The 15,925-nt window shown below is 56.1% G+C and carries 15 protein-coding genes; all 15 read right to left on the minus strand.

What is annotated here, in order from left to right; all coding sequences use genetic code 11:
* Positions 1–128: 128 nt before the first annotated feature.
* On the minus strand, positions 129–1,334 hold the full coding sequence (locus tag AB3X86_RS07545; RefSeq protein WP_368595482.1) for an SRPBCC family protein: 1,206 nt from the start codon (positions 1,332–1,334) through the stop codon (positions 129–131).
* A gap of 82 nt (positions 1,335–1,416) precedes the next feature.
* Positions 1,417–3,048 carry a GMC family oxidoreductase gene (locus AB3X86_RS07550; RefSeq protein WP_368595483.1) on the minus strand — a complete coding sequence of 544 codons (1,632 nt, stop codon included), beginning with the start codon at positions 3,046–3,048 and terminating at the stop codon, positions 1,417–1,419.
* Positions 3,049–3,067: 19 nt separating this feature from the next.
* Positions 3,068–3,832 (minus strand): SDR family NAD(P)-dependent oxidoreductase, encoded by a 765-nt coding sequence (locus AB3X86_RS07555; RefSeq protein ID WP_368595484.1) that lies wholly within the window; start codon positions 3,830–3,832, stop codon positions 3,068–3,070.
* A 44-nt stretch (positions 3,833–3,876) separates the two neighbouring features.
* Positions 3,877–4,338: an SRPBCC family protein gene (locus tag AB3X86_RS07560; protein ID WP_368595485.1), complete on the minus strand. Its 462-nt coding sequence runs from the start codon at positions 4,336–4,338 to the stop codon at positions 3,877–3,879.
* A 38-nt stretch (positions 4,339–4,376) separates the two neighbouring features.
* Positions 4,377–5,009: a glutathione S-transferase family protein gene (locus AB3X86_RS07565; protein WP_368595486.1), complete on the minus strand. Its 633-nt coding sequence runs from the start codon at positions 5,007–5,009 to the stop codon at positions 4,377–4,379.
* A 28-nt stretch (positions 5,010–5,037) separates the two neighbouring features.
* Positions 5,038–5,805, minus strand: a complete 768-nt coding sequence (locus tag AB3X86_RS07570; RefSeq protein WP_368595487.1) for an SDR family NAD(P)-dependent oxidoreductase — start codon at positions 5,803–5,805, stop codon at positions 5,038–5,040.
* A 28-nt stretch (positions 5,806–5,833) separates the two neighbouring features.
* On the minus strand, positions 5,834–6,637 hold the full coding sequence (locus AB3X86_RS07575; protein ID WP_368595488.1) for a ThuA domain-containing protein: 804 nt from the start codon (positions 6,635–6,637) through the stop codon (positions 5,834–5,836).
* Positions 6,638–6,643: 6 nt separating this feature from the next.
* Positions 6,644–7,189: a VOC family protein gene (locus AB3X86_RS07580; RefSeq protein ID WP_368595489.1), complete on the minus strand. Its 546-nt coding sequence runs from the start codon at positions 7,187–7,189 to the stop codon at positions 6,644–6,646.
* Positions 7,190–7,215: 26 nt separating this feature from the next.
* Positions 7,216–8,019 carry an SDR family NAD(P)-dependent oxidoreductase gene (locus AB3X86_RS07585; protein ID WP_368595490.1) on the minus strand — a complete coding sequence of 268 codons (804 nt, stop codon included), beginning with the start codon at positions 8,017–8,019 and terminating at the stop codon, positions 7,216–7,218.
* Positions 8,016–8,732 (minus strand): SDR family oxidoreductase, encoded by a 717-nt coding sequence (locus AB3X86_RS07590; protein ID WP_368595491.1) that lies wholly within the window; start codon positions 8,730–8,732, stop codon positions 8,016–8,018. The genes AB3X86_RS07585 and AB3X86_RS07590 overlap by 4 nt, the downstream gene beginning before the upstream one ends.
* Before the next feature lie 99 nt (positions 8,733–8,831).
* On the minus strand, positions 8,832–11,309 hold the full coding sequence (locus tag AB3X86_RS07595) for an RND family transporter (protein WP_368595492.1): 2,478 nt from the start codon (positions 11,307–11,309) through the stop codon (positions 8,832–8,834).
* A gap of 40 nt (positions 11,310–11,349) precedes the next feature.
* Positions 11,350–12,417, minus strand: a complete 1,068-nt coding sequence (locus AB3X86_RS07600; RefSeq protein ID WP_368595493.1) for a WD40/YVTN/BNR-like repeat-containing protein — start codon at positions 12,415–12,417, stop codon at positions 11,350–11,352.
* A 204-nt stretch (positions 12,418–12,621) separates the two neighbouring features.
* A complete protein-coding gene (locus AB3X86_RS07605) occupies positions 12,622–13,770 on the minus strand; it encodes an enoyl-CoA hydratase/isomerase family protein (RefSeq protein ID WP_368595494.1) in 1,149 nt (382 codons plus the stop codon).
* Positions 13,771–13,779: 9 nt separating this feature from the next.
* Positions 13,780–14,919, minus strand: a complete 1,140-nt coding sequence (locus AB3X86_RS07610; RefSeq protein WP_368595495.1) for an acyl-CoA dehydrogenase family protein — start codon at positions 14,917–14,919, stop codon at positions 13,780–13,782.
* 68 nt (positions 14,920–14,987) lie between these two features.
* The gene (locus AB3X86_RS07615) at positions 14,988–15,923 is read right to left on the minus strand and encodes an electron transfer flavoprotein subunit alpha/FixB family protein (RefSeq protein WP_368595496.1); all 936 of its coding nucleotides are present in this window, start codon (positions 15,921–15,923) and stop codon (positions 14,988–14,990) included.
* Positions 15,924–15,925 lie beyond the last annotated feature (2 nt).

A 15,925-nucleotide genomic window follows, 5' to 3' on the forward strand; every position in this document is an offset into this window, starting at 1 on the left:
GCTACTCGGTAACAACCCTTAAGTATCTGAGGCTTGCCGATCCCCAAAAGAAAACAGGCTACGTTCTGGCGTTGAACGTAGCCTGTTCATACATCGGTGTTTAACCTAGTAGATTACTCGCCGGCCTTCTATGCTTGAGTGGCAGGAAGCTGATATTGCTCAGGCGAACGACCCGCACCGATTGCGAACGCTTTGTGCATATTTTGCAGAGCCGGCTCGTTCTTACCGAACGTCGAGAACTTAATAATGTTCGCTTTCAGGTTCCTCATCACGTTCATGGAGATCCAGTAATCTTCAGTATCGACGATCTTGATGATGAGGTTTGCGTGATCTTCCGGCGTTCCGCGCGACCACGACTTCTCGGCACCCAGCGACTCACCCTGGCCGCGCCAGAAGCAGCGATAGCGCGTGTGATGCGTACCGACTTCCTTGCCCGGGTAGAGTTGGAAGAACTCGATGGAGTTCAGCGACACCAAGATCGACGTATTCGGGTAGATGTAGTGCACGAGCTGGAAGTCCTGGAAGACCTGGTCATCCCACTGATCTTCCGGAATATTACGCAGACGGTCGATGGTGTGGTTCGGGAATGCCAGACGGTGGTTACGACCGTTCGGCCCGAACGTATCGAATGCCGACACGTTGCCGTACTGGAATGCCAGCAGTTCCTTGTGCAAGATGCCGAAGTGGTAGCCTTCGCAGAATGTGTCGAGCGCGAGCTTCCAGTTCGTATCGATGTGCCAGCTGTGTTCTTTGACCAACTGGGCCGAACCCAGATCCCACGATGCGAAGACCGGAGCGAGATCGCCGAAGATCGTGTCGATGTCTACCTTCACGCCTGCGTGGAGTCCGACGAAGATCATGCCGTACTTTTCATGGCTCGGCAGTTCGACGAGGTTATAGAGCTCCTTGTCGACGTTACCGAACGACGATTCTTCGTAGATCGAACGCAGCTTGCCCTTCAGGTCGAAGCCCCAGCCATGGTACGGGCACGACATTGCTCTGAGCTTGCCCGAGCCTTCCTTGATGCGTGCCGAACGATGGGTACAAGCGTTCAGGAACGCCCGCATTTTACCTTCGTTGTCGCGGACCAGCAGCACGGGAACACCTGCGTCGTCCCACGTGAAATATGTGCCCGGTTCCGGCAGTTCGGAGCTAAAGCCCACGAAGTACGGTTCGTCCTTGAAGATCGTGTTCTTTTCGCCTTCGAACAGTTCCTTATCGCTGTAAACGGCAGTCGGCTGACGATAGATGTCAGGTGCGCTATCCACGGTTTTCGCATCCAAATGGGCCAGGAGTCGTTTGGCCAGCGACTTATAAACTTCCAGGACGTTCATGTCTCTCTCCATTGTAAATGTACTGCTATTATCAGGCACGGCTAGCAGTCGCGCGCAATTCAGTTGACCCATCTAGTCCCAATTATCGCGACCTCTGCTCATCAATGATGAGTTCGGAAGCCCGATATCCAAATGCCATAGCAGGTCCACTCGTGTTTGCCGACACCAGATCCGGCATTGCCGAACAGTCCGCAACACGCAGCCCATTGACGCCACGCACACGAAGGCGCTCATCCAGAACGGAATTCGGATCACGACCCATGCGACAGGTACCCACACCATGCAAGCCACACATTGCAGTGCGCTGGAGATGCTCGAAAATCTGCTCGTCGGATTCGACATCCGAGCCCGGTATCGTTTCGTCACCCAAATACGCGGACAGCGCACGGCTGTTCATGTACTTACGCATATAGCGCACCATGTCGACAGCAGACTGGCGATCTTCGGCCGTGCTCAACCAGTTCGGACTCACTGACGTCGGATCATCTGGATTCGAACTTGTTATGTTGATCTGCCCTTCGCTTCGAAGATTCAGTAACTGACCATAGATCGTCATCCCTGGCACTTTCTGCACTTGATCCGGAACCGGGAAATTATCCGTACCCAATTGGTACGAAAAGCCGCCCATATAAAGCTGGACATCCGGCGTCGAAAGCCTGTCATTCGATTTGATGAATGCACCGACCTCGAACGGTCCAGTCGCCATAGGACCCTTCTTGAGCATGAAGTATTCAGCCATCGATCCAGCAAGACCGATGCCCTGGAACCGATGATTCAAACCCTTATCGTTTTTAAGACGATACGACATCACGTAGCCGAGGTGCTCCTTGAGTCTTTGCCCAACGTCAGGAGAATCATGAATTACCTGAACGCCCGCGCTCTTCAACACTTTTGCTGGGCCTATACCAGACAATTGCAGAAGTTTCGGACTATTCATTGCCCCTGATGAGATAATGACTTCCCGATTACACAGATAGGTGACAGGTCGACCGCTGGCTCGGCATTCAACGCCGGTCACATGCTTGTTCTCATCGAACAGCACTCGATCCACATTGACGTCGGTCACGACCGTCAGATTACGACGACCCAGCACTGGATTGATAAAGGCGTTGGCCGAGGATACGCGCTGACCATTCTTGATCGTGTGGCAGTAATAGCCCACGCCTTCCTGGTCTTCGCGATTCAAGTCTTCCTTGCGGGCCAGTCCCATTTCAACACCTGCCGCAACCATTGCTTCGCTAAGGGTGTATCGGAACTTACCGGGGCTGATATGCAGCGGACCATCCTCACCGCGCAATTCATCTGCACCCAATTCGTGATTCTCGATGGTTTTGAAAACACGTTTCATGTGCTCCCAACTCCAATTCGAGCCAGCCAGTTCTTCCCAACGGTCATAGTCCTCGGGCTGACCGCGCACGTAGATCATGCCGTTGATGGCTGAGCTGCCACCCAAGCCCTTGCCCCGGACCCAAACCTCGCCGCCCCCAAGGTCGGGACGACGCTGCTGCTCCACTGGATAGTGCCAAGCGTGCCTGGGCTTGCTCACGAGTTTCACGATACCCTTGGGCATGTGAACCAGCATCGTGTTGTTGTCACCACCGGCTTCGATCAGCAGAACGGTCATCTTCCCATTCTGCGACAACCTGTTGGCGATCACACAGCCCGCCGATCCCGCGCCGACGATGATGTAATCGTACCTGTTCGTATGGCTCATTTCGCGATCCTGGCGGCGGTTATTTCGTATTCCAACCGCCGTCCACGGTAATGAGCGTACCGTGAACGAACGTTGCCGCATCCGACGACATCCAGAGAACAGCGTCGGCGATTTCGTCGACCGTGCCCAGTCGTTTGACTGAAGTCAGGTTGACCAATTCCTTGTTGAACTCTTCGATGTCGAGCGCCTTTTGGACGAGCGGCGTGACGACCACACCCGGGCAAATAGCGTTGATACGAATGCCCGTCTCTGCGTATTCGACCGATGCCGCTTTGACCATGCCCGCCACAGCGTGCTTCGACGTGATATAGGCCATCGAATTCGGAAGCACGGTCAGCGCCATAGCGGATGCAGTTGCCACGATGATGCCCGAGCCTTGCATTTCCATTTGCTTGAGCGCGTATTTCATGGACAGGAAGACGCCCTTGACGTTCACCGCCATTACGCGGTCGAAATCTGCTTCATCGCATTCAGCGGTGGGGCCAAATTTGCAGTCAATACCTGCGTTAGCGTGCAGGATGTCAAGCGAGCCGAATTCACCGACAATGCGCCTGATAACCGAGTCGATCTGAGCGCCACTCGTCACGTCGAGCAGACAGCCAACGGCGAAACCGCCTTCAGCCTTGAGCTTTTCCGCAGCAGCAGCCGCGGCATCAGCATTGATGTCCGCGACCACGACTTTGGCACCGGCCTTAGCAAAGGCTGCAGCCGTAGCGAAACCAATGCCGGAGGCACCACCAGTAACGAGGACCACTTTACCCGTGAAGTCGTATTTGACGTTCATGGTCTTCCCAGAATTTGGTTAAGGGGCTGAAGCCCCTATCAGACTTACGCGGCTTTCGCTGCGGTAACACGTGTTGCAGCTTGTTCGAGGCCTTCGAACATGAACAGGTAGGCACCGCGCAAGAACGCGTCCGATTCATCGGGCTTGCCCGACGACGTGAGGAAGTTCGAGTGGTAGTGCATGCGGCAACCGCCTTCGATATCTTCGAAGCGTGCGACCGCGCTGTACTCGATCATATCGACCGGTTGCTTGTGAGTCACCGACAGCTTGTACTCGAAGCGCTCCGGATCGATCCAGTCAAGACGCTCGCTGATCGGGTTCGGGAAACCGACGTTGTAGATATGACGGGTCATGCCCATGCCCGAACCTTCGTTGATGACCTTTTCGATCGCGTGCTCGGGATGGTTCGTGGGCCACCAGCCTTCGATGTTACCGAAGTCGGCGAGCAGCGCGAAGATCGTTTCCTTCGGGAACTTGAAGTCGTGGTGAACTTTGATGTCGAACATTATCTCCTCCATTTCTTGATTAATGTATTCGAGGCGCTTTAGACTTTGAGCCAGGGAATAGACGCGCTCTCACGCTCTGAAATGCGATCTCGCCAGTTAGCAAGATGTTGCAACTCAGGTGCGGGCCCCTGCCCAACGAGGGCTCCGAATTCAATAAAGCAGTACAGCAGCAGATCCGCAACCGTCAACTGCGACCCTGCAATGAATTGCCGAGCATCAGCCAACTGCGTGTTGAACCATTCGAGACCTTCCTGGGCCATCTTTTTGTAGGCGTTGGCCACCGTGGGGAAACACCGCACACGATCCCGGAACATATCGTGACCCTCGGCGCCGCGGAATCCAGTCGTCATCGGCTGCACGAGCTGAAGATCGACTCGACGCCACCACATCATGGCTTGAGCCGATTCCTCCGGATTGTTGCCCAGAAGGCGTGTCGTATCAGGGAATGCCGTCTCGAGGTATACGCAAATCGCAATAGTTTCTGCGATGGTTTGACCGTCAGGTAGTTCGAGTACTGGGGTAGTACCCGTCACATTCTTGGACAGAAATGGTGGCAAACGATTATCGCCGGCATAGATGTCGATGTTCTGGACATCAAGATCGATGCCCTTTTCGGCGGCAAACATACGAACCAGACGCGGGTTCGGACCAACGGAACTGTAGAGCTTCATTGCAATTGCCCTGGACGGAGTTCAGCGATTAGAACTGGACGCGCTTCGTGTAGCCGCCGTCGATCACGAGATTCGTTCCCGACGTGTAGGACGATGCAGGGCTCGCGAGGAACACGATGGACTTAGCAACTTCCTCCAGCGTGCCGAAACGACCCGTGGGGCACATGGCCCTGTGTTGGGCGTAGAGTTCGGGCATAGCTTCTTTGATTGCTTCCCAGTTGCCGCCCGGATATTCAGTCGGACCAGGGGAGACCGTGTTCACGCGAATGTCATCCGCCGCCCACAGTTGCGACAATTGTTTGGCGTACGTGAGGATCGCGGCCTTGATCGCATTGAAAGCTTGCGGATAGATGAAAGTCTCGACTGCAGCCGTACTTGACATCAGAATGACCGAGCCGACGCCCGAAGCCTTCAATTGCTCGTGTAGTGCTTCGCAGCTAAGCACTGCAGCCTTCATATCGAGCTTGTAGGTCAGATCCCAATCCATCGTCCCGCCAGTGGAAGACGAGCCCGACGACGATGCGTTGTGAATGAAGATGTCGCAGCCGCCGAGTTCAGCGGCAGCGTCCTTCAGCCACGCTGTGTACGCATCGAGATCGTTCATATCGAGCGCCTTGCCGATGACCTTTCCGCCGAACGCCTTGAGTTCAGCAACCGTGGTTTGAACGCGATCTTGATTGCGCGAAATGAAGGCGACATCGCATCCTTCGGCGGCGAACAGTTCGAGTGCGGCCTTGCCGATGCCACGCGAACCGCCATTTATGATGACCTTTTTACCCTTCAGACCCAAATCCATTTTCTTCCTCTCCTTGAGCACTATCTAGTTAGGCGACACGCGCCTGTTGCACCTGATCGCCACGACCCCAAGCGATGCCACGCTTCAGGATTTCATAAAACACCGGAACGTCCCACGCGCACTTTTGCACCTCGGGCCAGTACTCCACGAGGGGTTGCATGTCGTAGTGACCACGGCAGTGGCCCAGCGTGAAGTACAGAACCGAGCCCTCGCCCAGCGGACGTCGATACAAAACCGGATGGCGGGCCGCCGTCCAGTCGCGCCGAGCAAATCCGGTGGCTTCGCCCTCGAACGACGTATCGAGAAGCACATGCAGTTCCGCGTGAACGTCGGACAGATACAGTTCGTCAGAGACCTCGAAGGGTTCAAGCCCCTGCGTCATCGGGTCCTCGGAATCCGCGACTTCAACCAGGTAGGGGCCAATGGGAGGATGAGAGATGAACTGCGAGCCCAGTGTCTCCATAAAATGCGGAGCCAGCTTGGGCGAATCGACCTCTCCCGTGGACAGGAATCGCAGAATCGATGCTGTTCCATGCAGGGCAAACCAGCGACCACCGCCCTCGACCCATGCGCGCAACGCCTCTTGCTGATCCAGCGAGGGCACCACGTCACACGTATAGGTCACCAGAAAGTCGGCGGCCCGAATGGCTTCGAGGTTCGAATAGTCTTCGAAGACGCGCACGCGAATGCGTTCGTCTTCCGCGAGAAGCTTCAGTATTTCCAGACGGGCGAAGTCGATGTCGTGGAACTTCCCCGCGGCCACAAACACGCAGTTGATGCGCTTGTTCTCGGATTTGCCAGATACCGCCCAAGCCGGTGTCGTTGTACTCATTTGCTTTTATTCGCCCGCCTTGATAATCGGATTCGTACCATCCCACGACCGCGCCGCGGCCTTCATGACGTCAAAGTACGCCAAGCCTTCTGGCATCAACTGGATTAGCTCGACCATATGCCCCTGTCCACCGCCCGCGTCCACGTAGATCGCGCCGCCACCACCGACTAGATCGACTTCCTGTTCGATTTGAATGCCAGCGTCAACGCAGATTTGACGCGCCTTCTTGATGTCTTCGACAACGACACAGACGTGGTGCAGTCCTTCACGATTCTCGTCCAGCCACGACTTGTAGATCGACGGCGTGTCGTTGTGCTGCTCGATGATCTCGATCTGAATGTCGCCCCAATAGCCGATATATACCGAGAAATCGATATTTGCGTTCTCGCCACGGTACAGAGTCCTGATGGTCTGGATATGGTCCAAAAGATAGAACGGGCCGACGCCCATCGTTTCCGTCCAGTAGCGCAGTTCCGCTTGAACGTCTTTGGGCACGAATGCCAATTGCATCACGTCGCCGAGCTTCGAAATAAGGTTGTTGACGTTATCCATTGTTTGTCCCCTTCTGTCCTGTACGACTACTCTTGTGTTGCTTTGGCAATCGATGCCTGAATTTCGGCGTTCGTCGGATTGCGACGCAACGTCAGACCGCCGTTGACCTGCAGGTTCTGGCCGGTCATGAAGCATTCGTCCGACGACAGCCACACGGCAGCCGCAGCGATGTCTTCCTTGGTTCCGATACGGCCAAGCGGATAGCACGACAGAAACGCGTCGAACATACCGGGAATGTCTTTGGCCGCCGACGTCATCGGCGTTTCCGTCAGACCAGGCGAAATAGAGTTCGCACGAATGCCGTATTGGCCGTACTCGTTGGCGACCGTGCGCAGCAAGTGATCGGTACCTGCCTTCGTGCCCATATATGCGGCATGATTTTCCAGCATGATCGTCGCGGTGGCCGACGAAATCTGGATGATCGAGCCGCCGTTTGCCTTCATATGGGTAACGGCTGCTTGGCAGAAGTAGAAAGGGCCCTTGAATTGCAACGCCGTCATTTGATCGAGTTCCTCGACGGTTGTTTCTTCGAGGCTCTTCAGGAGGCCCCAGCCCGTGGCGTTCACTGCGACGTCCACCGCCCCCTTCCCGCTGAATGCGGAAGCGCATTCGAAAAGCGCCGTCACATCATCCTTGCGCGTGATGTCTGCAACGTGCGCGACACCACCGATCTCAGAGGCAAAGCGCTGGAGTTCGCTTTCGTGACGGCCCGCGACCACGACTCGGGCACCCTCGTTGGCAAAGCGACGGGCGATGACCTGGCCCATGTTGTCTCGACCTGCAGCACCGAAGACAATAGCGACCTTACCTTCCATGGATTTGTTGGTCATACCGGACCTCCGAATACGCTCGATGCGTTGTCGATGACAAGTTGTGCGCCATTGATATGGCGCGATTCATCCGAAGCCAGGAAGAGCACGAGATTGCCCACGTCTTCGGGGTGGCCGATATTGGGCACGCCGGTTCCGACTACCGATTCCAGTAGCGGTGTTTCGATTTGACCTGGAGCAATCGAGTTGCAGCGAATCTTGTAGCCTTTGTCGCGGCAATGAACTGCAACCGAGCGAGTCAGGGACGACACTGCGCCTTTGGCTGCTGCGTAGCTGATGACGCCCGGAAAGCCTTGGATGGCCGATTGCGATGCCACATTGATGATCGATCCGCCACGCTCCTTCATCGCCTCGATGGCGAACTTGCAGCCGAGGAACGTGCCTTCGTTGTGAATGGCGTTGATGAGTCGGTAGGTTTCCAGCGTCGTGTTCTCGATGTCGGAAACGATCACGATACCGGCGTTGTTCACCAGAATGTCGAGACCGCCAAGACTGAGCGCCGCGCCAATGGCTGCTGCCCAATCGGCTTCCGAACGTACGTCTTGCTTGACGAATACACCACCAACTTCGGCAGCAACAGCCCGGCCTGCTTCCTCGTTGACGTCTGTGACCACAACCTTGGCACTCTCACGGGCCAGTGCAATTGCATCCGCGCGTCCGAGTCCGGAACCAGCACCCGTTACCAGTGCTACCTTGCCTTCTACACGTGCCATGTCTACCTCCATATTCGAGTCGTCACACCGGGCGGGCGATATTAGGAGACCCCGACTATCTACTCCAGTGTGACTTACCCTTATCTGTTATCAATGTTGTTAGCTATATGTAGCATTCGCTTTTACTGCGTCGCTGGCTTGAGTCTTAACTTCTTTTGGCGACTCCTTCTTACCGCCCTTGACCTCGCGGTTGAGCAGAAAGTGCGACAAAGCCGGAATCAGTATCAATGCACCCAGCATGTTCCATACGAACATGAAGGTCAGCAGAATGCCCATGTCGGCTTGAAACTTGATCGGAGACCATGCCCACGTCACAACACCCGCAGCTAGCGTCACTCCAACGAGCGCGATCACCTTTCCAGTGAATGCCAGACTGCGCACGTAAGCCTGTGCCAGCGTGTAGCCCTGACGTTGTTGTGCCAATTGCACAGACAGCAGGTACAGAGCGTAGTCCACACCGATACCGACACCGAGTGCGATCACGGGCAGCGTTGCCACTTTCACGCCGATGCCCAGCTGCACCATCAATGCTTCAGCCAGCGACGATGTCAGGATCAGAGGCAGAACCGCGACCACCACTGCACGCCATGAGCGGAACGTGACCAGGCATAGCAGGATAACGGCACCGTACACGTAGAACAGCATCGTGCGGTTCGCTTCCTTAACCACGATGTTCGTAGCTGCTTCCACGCCTGCGTTACCGGCAGCGAGTAGGAACTGACGATCCGGGGTCGTATGTTCGGCTGCAAACTTCTCAACGACACCAATCACCCGATCCAGCGTTTCAGCCTTGTGGTCGGAAAGGAATGCTTCAACCGGTGCAATTGAACAGAAGCGATTCAGGTATTCCGAATTCCAATTAATTGCGTTGCCAATCTGTGCGTCTTCCACACGTTGATTGTCTGCAATCGAAATCCATTTCGGATTACCTTCATACGAGCCGGACACGTATTGGCGCATTTGACCAGCCAGCGATTCCGTCTTTTGCACGCCCGCAATCTGCGCCAGTTGCCAATCGAGACGGTCGATTTCGTTCAGGTTGTGAACAGTGCCGCAGCCGTCGTTCTTCGTCTTCACCATAACGGCCAGAACGTCAGACGAAACACCGTAATGCGACGTGATATAAGCGTTATCCTTGTTGTAGCGCGAATCCGCACGCAATTCCGGAGCGCCCGGATCAATGTCACCGATCTTCAGTCCTTCGCCACCAATATAACCAGCGACACCCAGAATGAGTGCAATCATGATTGCGCCCGTTGCCCATTTGCGATCCGTGAATCGAACGAGCGAACCCAGCAGACCGCCGACCTTGACGTTGTCCCCCGAACCCGCTGCATCAGCTTGACGCTTTGCCGCCTTCTTCGAAACACCGACGTACGACAGCAGAATCGGAAGCAGAATCAGGTTCGTGAAGATCAGGACGCCCACACCCATCGAGGCCGTCATTGCCAGTTCACGGATGACGGGAATGTCGATCACCATCAGAACGGCGAAGCCAACCACGTCAGCAAGAAGAGCCGTGAGACCGGGCAGGAACAGGCGCCGGAATGTGTAGCGAGCGGCCACCCACTTGTGCGTGCCACGGCCAACGTCGGTCATGATGCCGTTCATCTTCTGTGCGCCGTGGGAGACCCCGATAGCAAAGACCAAGAACGGAACCAGAATAGAGAACGGATCGAGATCGATGCCCATCTTGGCTACGGCACCAAGCTGCCAGACCACGGCGATGGTCGAGCACGTCAGAACCAGAGCCGTCGAACGAACGCAGCGCGTGAACCAGAAAATAATGACTGCGGCGACCGCTGCGGCGACCAGGAAGAATCCCATCACCTGGTGGAGACCCGTGATCAGGTCACCTGCCATCTTGGCAAAGCCAATAATGTAGATTCGGACAGGAATCGTGCCCGGCGTACCGGCTTGATACTTCGCACGAATCGCGTCCAGACGATTCGAGATGTCCGCATAATCGACGCTCTTACCATCTGCATCCACTGCCATCAGCGGGATGTTGATGAGAGTCGAATGACGGTCGTTCGAGATCAGCGATCCTTCAACCCCGGCACGAGCTGCATTGACACGCAGGTTCTCGATAGTGCGGGTCGAGCCGTCATAGTCGTTCGGAAGAACCGGGCCACCGACGAAGCCTTCTTCCGTTACTTCAGTCCAACGCACGACCGGCGTCATGATCGACTTCATCCACGATCGGTCAACGCCCTGGAGCAGGAAGATCTCGTCGTTGATCTTGGCGAACGTATCAAGGAATGGCTTGTTGTAGATGTCGCCTTTCGGATTTTCCACCACCACGCGAATCGAATCACCGAGACCGCTCAACTGATCGCGGTTCTCCAGATAGTTCTGAATATACGGGTGATGCGTGGGCAGCATCTTGTCGAAGCTCGCGTTCACCGTGAGATGACGAAGCTGATATCCGAAGAAACCGGTCACCAGAACGCAAAGCAGGACAATCAGCATCCGGTTGTTGAAGATCAATCGTTCGAGCAGGTTCCCAGACTTATTATTGAAGTCTTTAGGATCGGATATGACTTCCATATCCTGATCATTTGATGAAATAGCCATGCGCTTTTAAACCTTGAAGAATAATCGAATCCAGAACGCGTTATTTGAACGTTTCCGCGCGCACACCGTCAGAACCGACGAAGATCACATTCGAATTCTCATCCGACGTGACGCTGTAAAACGCCATAGGCTGCTTGGACTTGATCCGGGCAAACGTCGCGCCGTGATCGACGCTCATACGAATCGTGCCGTCCTGAAGCACAATAAAGATACGGCCGTCAGGCGTCACCGTACCGCCAGTAATACCGGCATTGCTCTCGATGTCGATACGATCCCAGCTCACACCGTTGTCCGTGCTCCGATATAGAGCACCACGCATTCCGTAAGCAATCATGTTGGAGCCATCGGTGACCAAACCAAACAGCGTTCCCTTGTAGGGCGTGTGAATGGCCTCGAACTTGGACGCCCCAGCGTTGTAATGCCAGATCGTGCCCTGCTCGCCCGTCAGGTAGATGTTGCCGCCCTGACCGTGGATCGAATAGAGATGGAGTTCGTCGTTGTTCTCGATGTGATCCATCCAAGGTTGCCAGGTCTGACCACCGTCCACCGTGTGATAGAGCCGATTGAATGCCCCGATCACGAATCCTTCCTTCGCGTCCTTGAAGTACACGTCTAGAAGTGCGAGCGTGCCGCCTTCATCCTGGTGGATTTTCTCTTTATCCGCGTAGTCCTTCATGGCCGGCTCATCTTTGGCCTTGTCTTGATAAATTTTCAAGGCTGCAGCACCGGCCTGACGACCGTCTAGCTGCTTCGACCAGGTCTGACCGCCGTCCGCAGTGTGGAGAACGACACCGCCGTGGCCGACTGCCCAGCCGTTGTTCTCGTCAATGAACTTGACCGCCGTAAGGTCAGAACTGACCTGCATAGGGGCTTGATTCCAGTGCTGCCCCCGATCCGTCGAATACACGACTTGGCCATGGCTGCCCACGGCAACGATGCGATTGCCGACCGAAGCAACGCCCATCATGGGCGAAATCGGAGCCCGTGCGCTTTGCAGAGCGGGAACGTCGAGTGGATCCTTATATGCCCCGGCCATAGTCGAGGCGGCAGAGAGGACGAGTGCCGCGCCCACGGTAAGTCTTATAGCACTCGAAAGATAGCGATTCATCGCGATTGTCTCCTTGATACCGCGCCTGAATTAGTAGACCGTTGCGCTGACAATGACAAACCAACGCGTCGGTTTCTTTTTGAAAGACTACTCCCGGGGGTCGCAATGCAGATATTGGGGTATCCCCTACGACCCGCAATCAAAGAAGCAAAAGAGGTCTGTCCATAAGGCACAGACCTCTTTTCATTGGTGCTCGCGACCCTATTACGTGCCTAGATCACGCAGCGGGTGTTGATCTACAGACCACGGAGAGCTAAGAGAATGTTTGACGTGCTCGGGCCGGACCTCTTCGTGGCCGTGGAGCTTCCACGTGGGATTCTTGTCTTTGTCAACCAGCAGTGCACGAACGCCTTCGCAGAAGTCGCCCTCATCGATAGCGCGATACACAGCGTCAAGCTCCATGCGAAAGCACTCTTCCAGGGTCTGATTCCGACCACGCAAAAGCGCCTCACGGGTAACAGCCAACATCAGAGGCGAGCAATGCGTAAGCGCTTCGAGTGCGGCTTCGAGCCATGCGCGATCTCCCTCCGTATGCGTGAGCTTCAGATCTCCCTCGATAGATGCCTGGATTTCGCTAATACTCAGCGACGAATGGAAGTGACGGCCGATAAGATGCGCGAAGGACTCGACAACACTCCTGTCACCTCGTACAGCTTTCGTGGCAAAGACGTTGTGCAGCACCTCCAAGACGTCCGAGGCCTCTCCCCATTGTGCGAGCTGTAAGCGCTCTTCGTAGTCTTCGAAGGCGGCGGGCTCAACGCAAACGTCGGCGAGTCCACAAAAGACCGCATCCACGCCGTTCAAGTGAACACCCGTGAGACCCACATAGAGTTCGAAGTCGGCACGCATGCTGGACAGGAATTTCGTGGCCCCAACGTCGGTCAAGAGTCCGATGCGAGTTTCCGGCATTGCGATCTTAGTGCGAGTCGTGGCGACCCGCAGATCACAGCCTTGCGCGAGACCCATGCCGCCACCCATCGTGATGCCATCCATGAGGGCGACGACGGGCTTGACGAACCGATGGATAGCGTAGTCGATGCGGTATTCGTCGACGAAAAACTGCGCCCAGCCTTGCGGGCCATCGCGGCGGCCTTCCTTGGCGTCGACGTACAGCGTACGAACGTCACCACCAGCACAGAAACCCTTGACGCCAGCGCCTTCAAACACGATAGCCAGTATCTCTTCGTTATTGGCTGCCAGTTCAAGGAGGCGTTCGATTTCGAGAATCATGCCGTGCGTCAGCGAGTTCAGCGCCTTGGGCCTGTTGAGCGTGATGATGCCGACACGGTTCACAACGCGAAACAGAATCGACTGTTCGATGGTGGCCGGTGCTTCGTTAATGACTGCGTTCATGGCGGGTTCTTAGCTGACGAGCTGGCGAGCGATGACGATGCGTTGGACTTCGCTCGTGCCTTCATAAATCTGCGTAATCCGGGCATCCCGGTAATGGCGCTCAACCGGGTAGTCGTTGAGGTAGCCGTAACCACCGTGGATCTGGATAGCAGACGAGCAGACGCGCTCCGCCATTTCCGAAGCGTAGAGCTTGGCTTGCGAAGCCTCTGACAGACACGGCTTACCCAAGGTGCGCAGACGCGCTGCGTGGTGCACCAAATGGCGTGCAGCGTTGATTTCGACTTGCATGTTGGCCAGCATGTTGGCCATCGATTGGTGCCCGATAATTGCCTGGCCGAACTGCTGGCGTTCATTCGCGTATTTCACTGCAGCTTCGAACGCGGCCCTCGCGATACCCAAGGCCTGTGCGGCGATACCGATACGACCACCTTCCAGACCTGACAAGGCGATCTTCAGACCATCCCCCCGGCGACCGAGCATCGCCGATTCAGGTACCGTGCAGTCTTCGAGCAGCACCGGACACGTGTCACTGGCCTTGATCCCCATTTTCTTTTCCGGGTGGCCGACGATGAACCCAGGAGTCGAGGTCGGGACGACGAACGCCGACAACCCCTTCTTGCCCAGCTCCGGATCGGTGACGGCGAAAACGATGGCCATAGCCGCGCGCGAACTGTTGCTAACGAACTGCTTGCTGCCGTTGATAACCCATTGGCCATCCTTGAGCACGGCACGCGTCCGGAGATTGTGAGCTTCAGAGCCCGCCTGAGGCTCGGTCAGGCAAAACGCGCCAATGGCGGTACCTTGCGCCAGCGCTGCTAGCCAAGTGGCCTTCTGTTCGTCGCTACCATACGTCAGGATCGGCCCGCAACCCACCGAATTGTGGATACTCATCAGAGCCGCCGTCGAGGCGCAACCGACAGCAATTTCTTCGATGGCCAACGCATAGGCCGTGTAGTCGGTGTAAGAGCCACCTTGGTCTTCCGGGACTACCATGCCTAAGAATCCGAGTTCGCCCATCTGGCTCACCACCTCATCGGGTAGCCGTCCGTCACGATCCCACTGCCCGGCTTTAGGGGCCAGTTGTTCAGTTGCAAAATCGCGCGCTGCGTCGCGAATCATGCGCTGTTCTTCTGTGTAGAAATCATCCATGTCGCTGTGCTCCCCTCCTATGCGTTCTAAGAAAGAAGAGCCCACCACGTGCTCTTCTTTTGAGTGGCTTAGCCGAGTGCGGCGACCAGTGCCGGGACTTCGGTAAACAAGTCACCGACGAGGCCGTAATCAGCGACGGAGAAGATCGGAGCCTCTTCGTCCTTGTTGACGGCTACGATCACCTTCGAGTCTTTCATACCGGCCAAGTGCTGGATAGCGCCCGAGATACCGACAGCAATGTACAAACCGGGAGCGACGATCTTGCCGGTTTGGCCAACCTGGTAGTCGTTCGGCACATACCCCGAATCCACAGCCGCGCGAGACGCACCCAAAGCAGCACCCAGCTTGTCAGCCAGCGGTGTCATGACTTTCGCGTAGTTTTCGCCTGAGCCAAGTCCACGACCACCGGAGACAATGATCTTTGCGGACGTGAGTTCCGGCCTGTCGAGCTTCGTGATTTCACGGCCAACGAATTGCGAAAGGCCGCTGTCTGCTGCCGCATCGAGCAATTCGACGGCAGCGCTGCCGCCTTCAGCAGCAACAGCGTCAAACGCCGTCATACGAACGGTGATGACCTTGATCGGATCGATGGATTGCACCGTCGCGATCGCATTGCCCGCGTAAATTGGACGTTCGAACGTGCTTGCGTCCACCACAGCGGTGATGTCGCTGATCTGCGCGACGTCGAGCTTCACGGCGATACGCGGCGTGACGTTCTTGCCCGCTGCCGTGGCCGGAGCGAGGATGTGCGAGTAGTCCTTCGCAATCGCGAGAACCGTCGCTTCGACGTTTTCCGCGAGCCCCTGTTCGAGTTGCGGCGCGTCGGCGAGGAGCACCTTCGCAACGCCTGCGATCTTGGCTGCGGCGTCGGCAGCAGCTTGCGCGTTGTGGCCCGCGACGAGCACGTGCACGTCGCCGCCAAACTTCTGTGCTGCAGCGACCGTGTTCAGCGTCGCCGCCTTGATCGACTGATTGTCGTGTTCGGCAATAACCAGAATCGTCATGT

Source organism: Paraburkholderia sp. BR14374 (assembly GCF_040948685.1).
GTDB lineage: Bacteria > Pseudomonadota > Gammaproteobacteria > Burkholderiales > Burkholderiaceae > Paraburkholderia > Paraburkholderia youngii.